Below are 14,260 nucleotides of genomic sequence, written 5' to 3'. Positions count from 1 at the left end.
TCGTCCTTGGCGACCAGGATGTTGGAGGGTTTGACGTCGCGGTGGATCAGCCCGATTTCGTGGGCGGCGTGTAGTGCCGAGGCGATCTGGTCGATGATCGCGATCGCCCGCGCGGGCTCCAGCGGCCCGTCGGCCAGTACGTCGTGTAGGTCGCGGCCTTCGATGAGCCGCATGGTCACATACAGTCGTCCGTCGATCTCGCCGAAGTCGTAGATGGGGATGACGTGCGGCTCGTCCAGGCTGGCCGCGGCGTGGGCTTCGCGGCGAAACCGCTCCACATAGGCGGGATCCTCGGCGACATTGGGCAACAACACCTTCAGGGCCACCACCCGATCCATGACGGTGTCATAGGCGCGCCACACCTCACCCATCCCGCCGCGACCCAACAACTCGATCAGCCGGTAACGCCCAAACGGCCTGCCCTGCACCACCGACCCCGCCGGCGTCTGCCCCGGTTCCATCCGCTCGCCCCTTAATCGACGCAATTCCCGCGCGCCGCACCCGGTGCGCTGATCAGCGCAGCCGCCCTCCGCTGTGTGCTGGAATGCTCATTCTCACGCCGCTTCGGGGCACGGCGTAGGGCCGCTTGTCCCCGGCTGCCAGGACCATTGGTCCCACCAACCCGGGCCGGTGCGTGCGCGCCACCAACCGAACCTGAACGGCAACGGCGCGGACGCACCACCGTAGCGATTCCCGGGTGCTCAGTTATCGAGAGATTCGCAGGCTGCCCCTAACATCACGGTCTAATTGCTGCTCACAGGCCCCTAGATGCAGGATTACCGCCCCAGCCGGGTGCTTCCGGCACGGAACGCGGCGAGTGACCGAGTTGCTCATCCAGCAACCCGTCGATGGGGACCGTGCTGGGTGTGCAGCGGTGCAACGATGCTCAGCAGTTTGATCGCGTCCAGTCCGCAGCCAGTCCGCAACAGATTCAACGCAGCTTCGGCTACCGTCGAAGTCGCGCGAGCGGCAGTTGCGGTGATCTGTTTAGCCCTCATGGCCATAATTTCGCTGGCCGCAGGAGCGATCTTGACAATGGGTTAGGTCCGGAATAGACGCGAAGCCGCATAAGGTTGACCGGACATGACCGAAATGCCCGATACCGCGACGATCAACGACTTCAACAAGGCCATCATCGACGAGTTCCGGACCAACGGCGGCAAGGTGGGCGGCCAGTTCGAGAACGCCGACCTGCTCTTGCTCACCACCACGGGCGCCAAGTCCGGTCAGCCGCGGATCTCGCCGCTGGCCTACTTCCGCATCGACGGCAAGCTGATCATCATCGGCTCCTTCGCCGGTTCTCCGGTCAGTCCGGCGTGGGTGCACAATCTGCGGGCCAACCCGCAGGCGCGTGTCGAGATCGGCACCGAGCAGTTCGCCGTCACGGCGCGCGAGTTGCCGTCCGACGAGCGCGACGCGCTCTTCGACAAGGTCACCGCCGCCGCACCCGGCTTCGCCGAATACCAGTCCAAGACCAGTCGGGTCATTCCGTTGTTCGAGTTGCAGCGCACCTAGGCCCGTGGCCACATCGCGGCGGACGATGGCTCCAGCGGCTCTCGCCGCCGCCCGCGCGGGCCTCAAACGGCTGCGCGTGGTGTGGTTCAACCTGGTGCAGACCGCGGTGGCCGCCGGCCTGTCCTGGTACCTCGCGCACGATGTCCTGGACCACCCGCAGCCGTTCTTCGCGCCGATCGCCGCCGCGGTGTCGTTGTCGACGAGCAACGTCCTTCGTGCGCAACGTGCCATCCAGATGATGGTCGGGGTCACCCTGGGGATCGGGGTCGGCTCGGCGGTGCAGGGCCTGCTGGGGCCCGGGGAGGTCCCCATCGCGGTGGCCGCGTTTGTCGCGCTGGGCGCCGCGGTGTTCATCGGGGGCGGCTTCATCGGGCACGGAATGATGTTCGCCAACCAGACCGTGGTGTCGGCGATCCTGGTGCTGGCGCTCTACCGCGGCGGCGTAGGTCTGGAACGCATCTTCGACGCGCTGATCGGCGGGGCGGTGGCCATCGTATTCGCGGTTTTGCTGTTCCCCGCCGACCCGCTGAAGCTGCTGCGCACCGCGCGCGTCGGCGTGCTGAGCGTGCTACACGACGTCCTTTCGCGTGCCGCGGACATCGCCGCCGGGCGCAAAGCGCCCCCTCCCGACTGGCCGCTGACGGCCGTCGACCGAGTGCACGAGCAGCTCAGCGGGCTGCTCGAGGCGCGCACCACTGCCCGGCACGTCGTCGCCATCGCCCCGCGACGGTGGGGCCTGCGGGACACGATCCAGGCCGCGGATCACCAGGCGGTGCATGTGGCCCTGCTGGCCGGTTCGGTGCTGCAACTCGCCCGCGCCGTCGCCCCCAGCGCCGACGGCTCCCGCGAGGGGCTTCCGCAGCTCGTGCACACGGTGCTGGTGGTGCTGGCGGCCGGAACCGCCCTCGCCGACCGCGATCCCACCGGCGCGTGCGCGTACGCCGCGTCCGCGCGTCATCACGCCTCGGAATTGCAGTCAGCCGCGCGCGAGAAAACGCAGTTGATCCTGGCTGACGTCGTCAGCGCCTGTGTCGATGATCTGCAACGGGTCATCGACCTTCGGCACCTATGAGATTCAGCGGGAGTCGGCCAAGAACTCCTGGACCAACTTCCTCGGGGCCTGCGTCAACCACGCCTCGGTGATCAGCTCCTCGAGGTCGCGGACCGCGATCGCGGCCAGCCTGACCAGCACCGCCGGGTAGCCGTCGAAATGCGGGGTCGTGAAATACACGCCCGGTTCGTCGGCGATCAACCCGAACTTGACCCCCTCGTCGGACACCCGCACGCCGAGGATGTCGCCGTCGGGCGGTTCCAGGCCGTCGCGGGCCAGCGCCTCGCGTTCGGACGGCCGCAATGGCCGCTCCCAGGCCAGCAACTTCTTGCCGACCCGCCACTCGTGCGGTGACGGCTCCGAGGTGAGTGCCAGCTCACGGACTATGCGGGCGACGTCGTACCACGTGGCCACATCTCGATTGTGCTCCCGGTTTGGCGCGCGCGCCGCTGTATTGGCAAACGGTTTCGCGCCGCGGACGGCGCGTGCCGGCCCGGTGTGATGTGATCAGCGTTGTGCCTGAAGCCGACACCGGGCTCGCCCGCCGACATCGAGTCACCCACCGCACCGAGTACCGCTACTCCGACGTCGTGACCAGCTCGTATGGCCGCGGCTTTCTCACTCCGAGGGATTCGGTGCGGCAGCGTTGCATCGTGCACCAGCTGACCATCGACCCGGCGCCCGCCGACGTCTCGACCAGCAGCGACGTCTACGGCAACATCAGCTCGTACTTCCACGTCACGGAGCCGCACCACACCCTGATCGTCACCAGCGACTCCATCGTGGACGTGTATCCGCCGGCTCCCGGGCGCTACGTCAGCGGCCCGGCGGTGCAACCGTGGGAGGCGGCCCGCCCGAGGGGAGCCAGGGGAGCGCTCGCCGCGGAGTTCACCCTGGACCTGAATCCGCCCGAGATCACCGACGGGGTCCGCGAGTACGCGGCGTCCAGCTTCGCTCCGGAACGCCCGCTGGTCGACGTGCTGCGCGACCTCGCATCGCGGATTTTCGCCGACTTCACCTACCGCTCGGGGTCGACGACGATTTCCACCGGCGTCAACGAGGTTCTCGCGGCGCGGGAAGGGGTATGTCAGGACTTTGCACGGCTGGCGATCGCCTGCCTGCGCGCCAACGGTCTTGCGGCCAGCTACGTGTCCGGCTACCTGGCCACCGACCCGCCACCGGGGAAGGATCGAATGATCGGTATTGACGCCACCCACGCCTGGGCGGCGGTGTGGACACCGCAGGAGCCCGGCCAGTTCGAATGGCTGGGTTTGGATCCCACGAACGACCAGCTGGTCGACGAGCGCTACATCATCGTCGGACGCGGCCGCGACTACGCGGACGTGCCGCCGCTGCGGGGCATCATCTACACCGATTCCGAACACAGCGTGATCGACGTTGCCGTCGACGTGGTGCCCTTCGAGGGAGATGTGCTCCATGCGTGACTTCAACTGCCCCAACTGCGGCCAGCGCCTGACGTTCGAGAACTCCACCTGCCTGAACTGTGGCAGCGCGCTGGGGTTTTCGCTCGAGCAGATGGCTCTGCTGGTGATCGTCGAGGAGAACGCCGGGGAGCACGCCGGATTCGTGGACGCCGCCGAATATCAGCTGTGCGCCAATCTGCAGTTGGCCGAATGCAATTGGCTGGTTCCGGTCAACAATCCGCGCCTGCTGTGCACGTCGTGCGCGCTGACCACCGTGCGGCCCAACGACGCCGACGCCGCCGGTCTGGCCGAGTTCGCCCGGGCCGAGGCGGCCAAGCGGCGGCTGATCGCCGAGCTGCACGAGCTGAAACTGCCGATCATCGGGCGAGATCAAGATTCCGAGCAGGGGCTGGCCTTCCATCTGCTGTCCAGCGCACACGAGAATGTGATGACCGGCCACGACAACGGCGTCATCACACTGGATCTGGCCGAGGGTGACGACGTGCACCGCGAGCAGCTGCGGGTGGAGATGGAGGAGCCCTACCGCACCCTGCTAGGACACTTCCGGCACGAGATCGGGCACTACTACTTCTACCGGCTGATCGCCCCATCCAGCGAGTATCTGGCGCGCTTCAACGAGCTGTTCGGTGATCCCGACGCCGACTACTCCGACGCGCTGGACCGGCATTACAGCGAGGGGCCGCCCGAGGACTGGCAGGAAGACTTCGTGTCGTCGTACGCCACCATGCATCCCGCCGAGGACTGGGCCGAGACGTTCGCCCACTACCTGCACATCCGCGACACGCTGGACACCTCCGCGTGGTGCGGCTTCGCCTCGGCGTCGGCCACCTTCGACCGGCCGGCCCTGGGCCCCAGCGCTTTCCAGACGATCATCGACATGTGGTTGCCACTGTCGTGGTCGCTGAACATGGTGAACCGGTCGATGGGTCACGACGACCTGTACCCCTTCGTGCTGCCGGTCGCGGTCCTGGAGAAGATGAAGTTCATCTACACCGTGATCGACGAGGTGACTTCCGAGTCGCGGGGGCCCGCCGCCATCGCGGGCTAGTGGCGATCGCGAGCGCGGCGTAGCCGGGCGATGCGGGTCGCCACCGTCGCGGGTTAGTGGCGATCGCGAGCGCGGCGTAGCCGGGCGATGCGGGTCGCCACCATCGCGCCCTGATTGGCAGCGCACAAACGGGGCACCCTGCAGCGGTGTGCTTCTCGATGACTGCGGATCTGGCGGTGGGCACCGCCCTCCTACCGGTCGCGGCCGCGACTCTGCGTGAGGTGAAGCACTGGCGCGAATTGCCATTTGCATTGCTGCCGACCGTGTTTGCGGTCCACCAGTTCCTCGAGGCGGCGGTGTGGCCCAACGGCGTGGTCTCCGCCGGAATGGCCCACTTCGCGCTGAGAGCATATGTCTTCATCGCCATGCCGTTGCTTCCGGTGCTGGTTCCATGGGCCATCCTGATGCTCGAACCGCGCGGTGCCCGACTGCGGGTGGCGCCTTTCGCGGTGCTGGGCACCGTCGTGTCGGCCTATCTGGCGGTCGTCGTCCTCACCCAACCCGTCGCAGTGACGAGGGGACCCCACGCGCTGCAATACCAGACCAGCGTGCACGAAGGCTACATATGGGCGGTGTTTTACATAGTCGCCGTCATCGGGCCGGCACTGTTGTCGGGTTATCGCTCCATTGTGGTCTTCGGTTTCGCGAACCTGGTGGGGCTCATCGTGGTCGCTGTCCTCTACCTGCATGCGTTCGCGTCACTGTGGTGCATCTACGCGGCGTTGATGTCGGTCCTGGTGTTCGTGCACATGGTGCGTCGCCGGCGACTGCCCGACCCGCACCGCTATCACGGTGTCGCGCTCGGTCCGGCGACATCGAACGCGTGATGCTCTATCTGTAATTCCTTGTGTCACTGTGGCTTCAACCGTCACAACGCGAGGTTTTTTGTCGGTGGGTGTCCCTAGAGTCTGAGGCATGGGTGTTAGCAGTCGTGAGGAGATCGTCGAGGTCATCGACGCGCTCGACGACGACGCGGACCGCCTGTGCGAGTTGTCCTTTGACGTGCTCACCACCCCGGAGCGGCTGCGCGTTTTGGAGCGGGTGGAACGCGTGGCCCGCAAGCTGCGCACCCCGCAGCACGCGTTGATCAACCAGCTCGAGGCGCAGGCCAGCGCCGAAGAGTTGGGCGGCTCGCTGCGCTCGGGGCTGGCCGACCAGTTGCGCATCACCAAGGCCGAGGCCGGCCGGCGCCTCGCCGAAGCCCAAGACCTCGGGCAGCGCCGGGCGTTGACCGGCGAGCCGTTGGCGCCGCAGTTGAGCGCGACCGCGGCCGGCCAACGCGCCGGGCTCATCGGGGAGGGGCACGTGACGGTGATCCGTCGCTTCTTGGCCCATCTGCCCGCCGAGGTAGACATATCGACCCGGCAAGCCGCCGAGGCCGACCTGGCCAACAAGGCTCGCGGCTATCGGCCCGACGAGTTGGCCAAATACGCCCAGCGGGTCATGGATTGGCTGCACCCCGATGGGGAATTCAGCGACGCCGAGCGGGCCCGCAAGCGCGGGATCACCCTGGGCGCCCAGGAGTTCGACGGCATGTCACGCATCGGCGGCCTGGTGACCCCCGAGCTGCGGGCCGCGATCGAGGCCATGCTGGCCAAGCTGGCCGCGCCGGGGGCGTGCAACCCCGACGACCAGACCCCGGTGGTCGATGCCACGCCCGATGAGGACGCGGTGCGCCGTGACACCCGCAGCCAGGCCCAACGCAACCATGACGCCTTCCTGGCCGGGCTGCGCGGCCTGCTCGCCTCCGGCGAACTGGGCCAGCACAACGGGCTGCCCGTGTCGATCGTGGTGACCACCACGCTGACCGACTTGGAGGCCGCCGCCGGCAAGGCCCTGACCGCCGGCGGCACGCTGGTGCCCATGTCGGATGTGATCCGCTGGGCCGGCCACGCCCACCATTACTTGGCGATTTTCCACAACGGCAGGTCCCTGGCGCTGCATCACACCAAACGGTTCGCTTCCCCCGCACAGCGAATCATGTTGTACGCCAAAGATCGCGGCTGCACCAAACCGGGCTGCGACGCGCCCGCCTACCACAGTCAGGTCCACCACGTCACAGGCTGGCAAGCCACCCGCCGCACCGACATCGACGACCTCACCCTGGCCTGCGGCCCCGACAACCGGCTCGCCGAAAACGGCTGGACCACCCGGACCAACGCCCGAGGCGAAACCGAATGGCTACCGCCACCGCATCTCGACCGCGGACAACCCAGAACCAACAGCTATCACCACCCCCAAAGATTCCTCCGCGACGATGACGACGACGAACCCAATTGACGCAACACGCTAGGCCGGCATCACCCGGCGTACGTCGGGGCCCCACAGTGGTTGCATGCCGCCGGGCAGCGCCAACTGCGTGGTGGTGATGACCTCGGCCAGCTCGCGCAATCCGGAGTGCACCGAACCGAGCAGGTCGGACAGCGCGGCACGTTCCCCGTCGGCGCTGACGACTTCCAGCTCGGCCGGGTGCGAGCGGCGCAGCAGCGTGGCGATCTCGTCCACCAGCCGCTCCGGGCGCGACGACCCCGACGCCCCGGGCAGGTCCTTGAGGTTGGCCCGCAGCCGCTCCACTTGATACAGCAGCGACCGCGGGTTCTGCGCGTCGAACAGCATCAACTCGGCCACTGCTGCGACGTTGACCTGGCCCACGTTGCGGCGCCGGTAGATGACCGAGGACTCGCAGGCCACCAACGTCGCCTCGATGATCGTCTGTTCGGCCGCGCGGGCGCGGACGGCGGTCAACGTGGCCCGCAGCAGCGCGGTCAGCCAGAGGCCGCGTTCGATGCGCTTGCCGATGTCCATCATGGTCCAGCCCACGTCGCGCACCATCGACTCGCCCGCGACCCCGGACAGGGTGAGCATGCCGGACAGCGTCTGCACCTGAGCCGACGCGAGTAGCGCATCGGCCTCGGCGAGCGAATCCGGCGGCTCCCGCCGCTGGGCCAGCGTGCGCTCCACCCCGGCCAGCACCATCCACGTGTCGTTGGACAGCTGGTCGCGCACCGCCCTGGCGGCCAGCGCCAACCCTTCCACCGACTGCACCAGCGACCCGGGCCGCTCGGGATCCACGGTCAGGGACCACAGCGTCGAGGGGGCGACGGCGATCATCTCGGCCCCGTCGCTGGCGCGCTCATCGTCTGCCCCGGTATCGGTCCCGGTGATCCGGCCCAGCGCGGCCATCAGCACCGGCACGCATTCGCTTTCCTCGGTGTCCTGCTGATGCCGGTAGACGTGGAATCTGTCCCGGGCGACGAGCAGCAGCCGCGCCATACTCTCCGCGCGCTCGCCGTAGCGGCCGATCCAGAAGAGGTCCGATAGCACCCGTGGCGAACTGACGCCCCAGGTGCCGGCGGCCGTCTTCGCCGGCGGCGCGGCCGGCAGGGTGACGGTCTCGGCGCGAGCACGCTCCGTCGGGCGCACCCAAACGTCCTTGGCGGCAACGGTTTGCAGCGTGTAGGCGGCGGGCCCGGGCGCCAGCACATAGCCGACGCCACCGATCATCGGGGCGTACCCGCTGCGCTGGGCCACGTTGAACAACCGGATGCCGACGCCGGCCGACGACAACACCCCGGCATGGTCGGTGGGCGCCGACGAAAACTGCGGCAGCTCCTGACCGATCCACTGCCACGGCATCTTCTCGATGGCGGCCGCCAACTGTGCCAGCTGATATGACGAAAGGGTCGGGCCGACAAGGGTTTTCCCGCCGATGGTCGACTTCACCAGCAGCGACGACAGATTCGCCAACAGGTGTGAGCGCTCGGCCGCGATGCCGCCCCAGTAGACCGGCGCGGACTGCAGAAGCGGCGGTTCGGAGAGCAGACGCTCGGACAGCTCGGGCAAAAACCGAAGCAGCCCAGGGTTTTCCAGGATGCCGCTGCCCAGCGTGTTGACGACGGTCACCGTCCCGCGATGAGACGCCTCCACCAGACCGACGACGCCGAGCCGGGAGTCGGCGCGCAGATCGAGCGGGTCGGCATATTCGGCGTCGACCCGGCGCAAGACGACGTCAACCCGTTTCAAAGTGCCCAGCGAGCGCATCCACAGCTTGCCGTCGCGCACCACCAAGTCCGCGCTCTCCACCAACGGAAAACCCAGCAGCGTGGCCAGATACGCCTGGTCGAACGCGGTTTCGGAGAAGATGCCGGGGCTGAGGACCACCACCACCGGATCCTGTGCGTCGTCGGGTGCGGCGTCGATCAGCGCCAGCCGCAGCGCCTGGGCGAACGGCGTCGTCGGGCGCGGCACGATCCGCTCATAGAGTTCGGGAACGGAGTGTGCGATGACGCGCCGGTCGGCCAACGCGTAGCCGGCGCCCGACGGCGCCTGCGTCCGGTCGGCGTTGACTCCGAAGGTGCCGTCCGGTAGCCGGCTGACGTCACAGGCGTGCAGGAAAAGCTGGTGATGCCCGGGCACTTCGACGCCATTGGCCGCGCGCACGTAACCGGGGTGGGCAAACAGCAGCTCCGGTGGCAGCAGCCCCTCGGTGAGCAGGCTGCGCGGCCCGTACAGGTCGGCGAGCACGGCGTCGAGCAGCCGGGACCGCTGCACCAGCCCGGCCTCCAGCACTTCCCACTCCGCGGCGGAGAGCACGAGCGGCAGGGTGTCCAGGATCCACGGCCGCGGCTCGAGGCCGTGTGCCGCGGGATCGACATCGGTGTAGGTGATGCCGTCGCTGTCGATCAGGCCGCGCACCACCGAGCGCAACCGGTCCAGCCCCGCCCGGCCGCGCTCCGCGATGGTGTCCGCCAGCTCCGTCCAGGCCGGCCGCACGCGTCCGTCCCGGTCGACGAATTCGTCGTAACCGGCGGCCGGGCCATGCCGGAGATCGAAGAGCGCCTCCTGGGCGCGCGCGGCCCGGTACCCCGCGAGCAGGCGGTCGGCGTCGTAGCGGTCGGCGGCCGGCGCCGACCCCGTATCAATGCCGAATGTCATGTCCGCAAACGCCATTACTGCTGCACGGTACGCACGCGGCGCAGGTCGAGAATGCCCGGCGCGCCGATATCGGTGAAGATCCGGGCCTGTTTCTCCCGAATGTCGGACAAATCGAGCTTGCCGGGGGTGAAGCCGGTCGCCTCGAAGCGGCGGGCGCGGCGCGCCTCGGCCTCGACGGCGTTGACGGGCGGCTCGTCATAGGCCCGTCCACCGGGATGCGCGACGTGATAGGTGCAGCCGCCGCGCGAGGTGCCCGTCGTCAGGTCGACCAGCTCGAAGTGCAGCGGCACGTCGGTGCTGATGGTGGGGTGCAGCGCGCTCGGCGGCTGCCACGCCTTGAACCGCACCCCGCCCACGTGGATGTCGGGGTTGTCGGTGGCCAGCAGCGGCACCGGGTAGCCGTTGACCGTGACCACGTAGCGGTGGCGGTCGGCGCCGATGACGCGGATCTGGATGCGCTCGACCGACGAGTCGACGTAGCGGGCGGTGCCGGTGGCGGTGGCCTCCTCGCCGAGGGTGTTCCACGGCTCGATCGCCCCGCGCAGCTCGATCTCCACCGCGTCGAACACCGCGGTGCCGATGCGGGGGAAGCGGAACTCGGTGAACGGGTCCAGCCAGCTGGTTTCGAACGCGATGCCGTGCGCGCGCAGGTCCGCGGCAACGTCGGCGATGTCGTGAATCAGGAAGTGCGGCAACAGGTATCGCCCGTGCAGGTTGGCCCCGTGGCGGATCAGCGGGGCGCGCAGCGGTTCGTCCCAGAACCACGCCACCAGCGAGCGCACCAGCAGCGACTGCACCATCGCCATGCGCAGATGCGGGGGCATCTCGAACCCGCGCAACTCCAGCAGGCCGAGCCGGCCGCGGGCGCTGTCGGGGCTGTAGAGCTTGTCGATGCAGAACTCGGCGCGGTGGGTGTTGCCGGTGATATCGGTCAGCAGGTGCCGCAGTGCGCGGTCGATCACCCACGGCTTGGCCACGCTTTTGGGGCCACCGCCTCCCAGCCGGACGATCTCGGCGAACGCGATCTCGAGTTCGTACAGTGCCTCGGCGCGGCCCTCGTCGACCCGGGGGGCCTGCGACGTGGTGCCGACGAACCGGCCGGCGAACAAGTACGACAGCGACGGGTGCCGCTGCCAGTAGGTCAGCAGCGAGACCAAGAGGTCCGGCCGCCGCAGCAGCGGTGAGTCGGCGGGCGTGACGCCGCCGAGAGTGATGTGGTTGCCGCCGCCGGTGCCGCCGTGGGTGCCGTCGACATCGAAGGACTCGGTGGACAGCCGAGCCAATCGAGCTTGCTCATAGAGAGTTTCGAGCTGTTCGACCTGCTCGGCGAAGCTGGCGGTGGGCGCGACGTTGACCTCTATGACGCCGGGGTCGGGGGTGATCGTGGTCGAGCGCAGCCGTGGGTCTGGCGGGGGATCGTAGCCCTCGATCACGACCGGGCAGTCGATCTTGGCCGCGGCGGCCTCGACGCGGGCAATGAGGTCGACGAAATGTTCCAGCGCGTCGGTGGGCGGCATGAAGAGGTAGAGCAGCCCGTCGCGGACCTCGGCGACCATCGCGGTGGGCGGCGCGGTGTCGGAGTCCTCCACCGCCGCGGTGCCCGACTCCGTCGTCAGTGGGTCCCCGAAGGTCAGGGGATCGGCGTCGAACGACGGGCGCGGTGGACGCCAGCTGATGGAATCGAGCGGCAACCGCAGACCCGCCGGAGAGTCGCCGTGCAGCAACACGATTCGGCCGCGGCGCAGGCGCCAGTCGGCGCTGGCCCAGCCCAGGCCGTCGTCGCGGCGATGCAGCGGCAACACGAAAGCTGCCGGGGCCGTGACGGATTCGTCGAGGCGGGCCAGCAGGGCGGCGCGCCCGGCCGGGGAGTCTGCGCCGACTCGGGGGTCGAGGTCGTCGGCCGGGTCCACCGGGTCGCCCTCGGGCTGCCGGACTTTGGTCGCCAGCCGGTGCAGCGGGTCCTCGTAGGCTGCCCGGACTTGCGAGGGCGGCAGCTCCAGGCCGTCGGCGATCACGGCGAGCAGCTGGTAGGCCGCGTCACCATCGACCGGGGTCGAGCCGCCCAGCCAGGGGTCGGCCAGCAGCGCGCCGTCGCTCCACAGCGGTCGCCCGTCGGTGCGCCAGTACAACGCGATCTGCCAGCGCGGCAACGGTTCTCCCGGATACCACCGGCCCTGCCCGCGCTGCACCAACCCGTTCGGCGCCCACACCTCTTTCAGGCGCGCGGCCAGGTCGGAGGCGCGCTGCCGCTTGCGCGGGCCGTCGGCGGCCGTGGTCCATTCCTCGGTGACCTGGTTGTCGACCGAAACGAACGTCGGCTCGCCCCCGATGGTCAGCCGCACGTCGGCGGCGGCCAGTCGCTCGTCGACGCGCTGCCCGACCTCGCGGATCGTCTGCCACGCGTCATCCGTATACGGCAGCGTGACGCGCGGGTCCTCATGGACCCGGGTGACGGTGTTGGAGAACTCCAGCACCGATTCGCACGGTTCGGTGCCGCCGCTGATGGGCGCCGCGGACGCCGGCTGCGGGGTGGCCGCCAACGGGATGTGACCCTCGCCGGCGAACAATCCCGACGTCGGGTCCAGCCCGATCCAACCCGCGCCCGGGATGTAGACCTCGGCCCAGGCGTGCAGGTCGGTGAAATCGGCGGCGGGGCCGGACGGCCCGTCGAGCGCCTCCACGTCCGAAGCCAGCTGCACCAGATAGCCGGACACGAAGCGGGCGGCCAGCCCCAGCCGGCGCAGGATCGACACCAACAGCCACGCCGAATCGCGGCACGACCCGACCCCGGTGCGCAGCGTGTGATCCGGTGTCTGCACACCGGGTTCCATTCGCACGCAGTAGACGACGTCGGCGTTGACGGCGCGGTTGAGAGCGACCAGTAAGTCGATGGTGCGCGTGCCGGCCGGCACGGAGAAGTTGCGCACCCAGGCCCGCACCAGCTCGCCGGGACCCGACCCGTTAGAGCCTGTGCCGTCTTCGTCGACCGGCCGCAGGTATGGCTCCAGGTCGTCGGCGAGCTCCTTGGGGTACGTCAACCCCTGCGCCGGCCACGTCTCGGCCCAGTCCTCGATGAAGAAGTCGAAGGGGTTGATCACCTTCAGGTCGGCGATCAAACCGACCGTGATCGTCAGTCGCGGCGTCGGATTCGGAAATACAAGGCGGGCAAGGAAATTGCCCACCGCGTCCTGTTGCCAATTGATGAAGTGCTCGTCCGGCTCGATGCGCAGCGAGTATGCGTCGACCGGCGTGCGGCAATGGGGCGCGGGACGCAGCCGCACGACATGCGGATACACCCGGACCGGCCGGTCGAATGTGTAGCTGGTGCGGTGCTCCAGCGCGACTTTGATGCTCATGACATGGTGATCTCATCACAAGCGGCACAAGGCCGCAGCGCACCGCGGCCCCGGCTAACAGCGCCGTAACTTGGGACGCCGGCCGACGCTTATCCCGGTTGCTAGGCCGGCGGCGGACCCGGCTGGTAACCCGGCGGCGGACCCGGCTGGTAACCGGGCTGCGGCACGGGGACCACCTGGCCGCCGCTCAGCCTGCGGTAGGCGTAGATGATCAGCAGCGACGCGACCGGCGCCGCCACCAACAGGCCGACGCCGCACAACAGTGCCCCGACGATGGCGGACACGAACACGACCAACCACACGAGCAGCGCGTTGACGAAATTCGACCCGGCGAGCGAGAAGCTGGAAGTGAAGCCCTTGATGGCCGATTCCGAGCGGTCGATCACGAACGCGACGGTGAACTGGGTGAAGATGCCCAACACGAGGCCGGGTAGGAAGCAAAAAGCCGACGCGATCGAGGTGAGGACCTCGACGATCAGCACGGCGAGAAACACCATGCCGAGGTTGCGTGGCTTGAAGAACGAGCCGATGGTGACCGACCGCCCGTCGGCGAGCTCGAGACACCCGGACAGGTACGCCGATTGCGCGAACGCGCTCACCGCGTAGGCCACCAGGTAACCGAGCGCGAGGAGCCCGTACCCGGGGCCGGTCAGGTTGGTCGTGAAGGTGAAGTCGTAATCGTCGGAGGTCGTGCCCGTGTTCATGTTCTGGCTCAGCGTGATCAGCGCGGCGGCCACCCCGATCAGCAGCCCATAAACCAGCGCGGGGACGATCAAGGCCACCGCGTTCTTGGTGAAGGTGTTCCATGCCCAGTTGAACCCGTCGAGGACGATGATCGGGGGCTTGGCTGGGGCCCCGTACCCGGGTGGCGGGCCGTAGCCGGGCCGCGGGGGCGGCGGTGCGCCGTAAC

The 14,260-nt window shown here is 68.6% G+C and carries 11 protein-coding genes; 6 read left to right on the top strand and 5 right to left on the bottom strand.

What is annotated here, in order from left to right; genetic code table 11:
• The coding region (locus tag A5678_RS13465) for a serine/threonine-protein kinase (RefSeq protein ID WP_231983664.1) at window positions 1–461 on the bottom strand (461 nt) is incomplete at its 3' end.
• Between the two features lie 622 nt (window positions 462–1,083).
• Here A5678_RS13465 and A5678_RS13460 point away from each other — a divergent pair.
• Window positions 1,084–1,515, top strand: a complete 432-nt coding sequence (locus A5678_RS13460; protein ID WP_068043058.1) for a nitroreductase family deazaflavin-dependent oxidoreductase — start codon at window positions 1,084–1,086, stop codon at window positions 1,513–1,515.
• 25 nt (window positions 1,516–1,540) lie between these two features.
• Complete coding sequence (locus A5678_RS13455; protein ID WP_068043065.1) at window positions 1,541–2,587, top strand: aromatic acid exporter family protein; 1,047 nt, start codon at window positions 1,541–1,543, stop codon at window positions 2,585–2,587.
• Between the two features lie 3 nt (window positions 2,588–2,590).
• On the opposite strand, the gene A5678_RS13450 is transcribed toward A5678_RS13455, so the two are convergent.
• Window positions 2,591–2,980 carry an MmcQ/YjbR family DNA-binding protein gene (locus tag A5678_RS13450; protein ID WP_068043056.1) on the bottom strand — a complete coding sequence of 130 codons (390 nt, stop codon included), beginning with the start codon at window positions 2,978–2,980 and terminating at the stop codon, window positions 2,591–2,593.
• Window positions 2,981–3,069: 89 nt separating this feature from the next.
• Between A5678_RS13450 and A5678_RS13445 the strand changes: the two genes are divergently transcribed.
• The 4 genes from A5678_RS13445 to A5678_RS13430 all read left to right on the top strand — a co-directional run bounded on the left by A5678_RS13445 (window position 3,070) and on the right by A5678_RS13430 (window position 7,339).
• Window positions 3,070–4,011, top strand: a complete 942-nt coding sequence (locus A5678_RS13445) for a transglutaminase family protein (RefSeq protein WP_197502137.1) — start codon at window positions 3,070–3,072, stop codon at window positions 4,009–4,011.
• Window positions 4,004–5,059 (top strand): putative zinc-binding metallopeptidase, encoded by a 1,056-nt coding sequence (locus A5678_RS13440; RefSeq protein ID WP_068043055.1) that lies wholly within the window; start codon window positions 4,004–4,006, stop codon window positions 5,057–5,059. Before A5678_RS13445 ends, A5678_RS13440 begins: the two co-directional genes overlap by 8 nt.
• Window positions 5,060–5,217: 158 nt before the next feature.
• Entirely contained in the window at window positions 5,218–5,886 is a 669-nt protein-coding gene (locus A5678_RS13435) for a DUF6629 family protein (RefSeq protein WP_068043062.1), read from the top strand.
• Window positions 5,887–5,974: 88 nt separating this feature from the next.
• Window positions 5,975–7,339, top strand: coding sequence for an HNH endonuclease signature motif containing protein (locus A5678_RS13430; protein ID WP_068043052.1), 1,365 nt, complete (start codon window positions 5,975–5,977; stop codon window positions 7,337–7,339).
• A 9-nt stretch (window positions 7,340–7,348) separates the two neighbouring features.
• Here the strand turns inward: A5678_RS13430 and A5678_RS13425 are convergent, their stop codons facing one another.
• The 3 genes from A5678_RS13425 to A5678_RS27560 form a co-directional block, all read right to left on the bottom strand.
• Complete coding sequence (locus A5678_RS13425; RefSeq protein ID WP_156746911.1) at window positions 7,349–9,982, bottom strand: circularly permuted type 2 ATP-grasp protein; 2,634 nt, start codon at window positions 9,980–9,982, stop codon at window positions 7,349–7,351.
• Window positions 9,983–10,008: 26 nt separating this feature from the next.
• The gene (locus A5678_RS13420) at window positions 10,009–13,350 is read right to left on the bottom strand and encodes a DUF2126 domain-containing protein (protein WP_068043050.1); all 3,342 of its coding nucleotides are present in this window, start codon (window positions 13,348–13,350) and stop codon (window positions 10,009–10,011) included.
• A gap of 101 nt (window positions 13,351–13,451) precedes the next feature.
• Window positions 13,452–14,260, bottom strand: an 809-nt coding sequence (locus tag A5678_RS27560) for a hypothetical protein (protein ID WP_197502135.1), incomplete at its 5' end; no start/stop codon positions are given.

The sequence above is a fragment of the Mycobacterium sp. E2733 genome (assembly GCF_001667585.1).
Lineage (GTDB): Bacteria > Actinomycetota > Actinomycetes > Mycobacteriales > Mycobacteriaceae > Mycobacterium.
The sequence above is the reverse complement of the archived record's forward strand: the minus strand, read 5'-3'. Positions and strand labels throughout refer to the sequence as shown.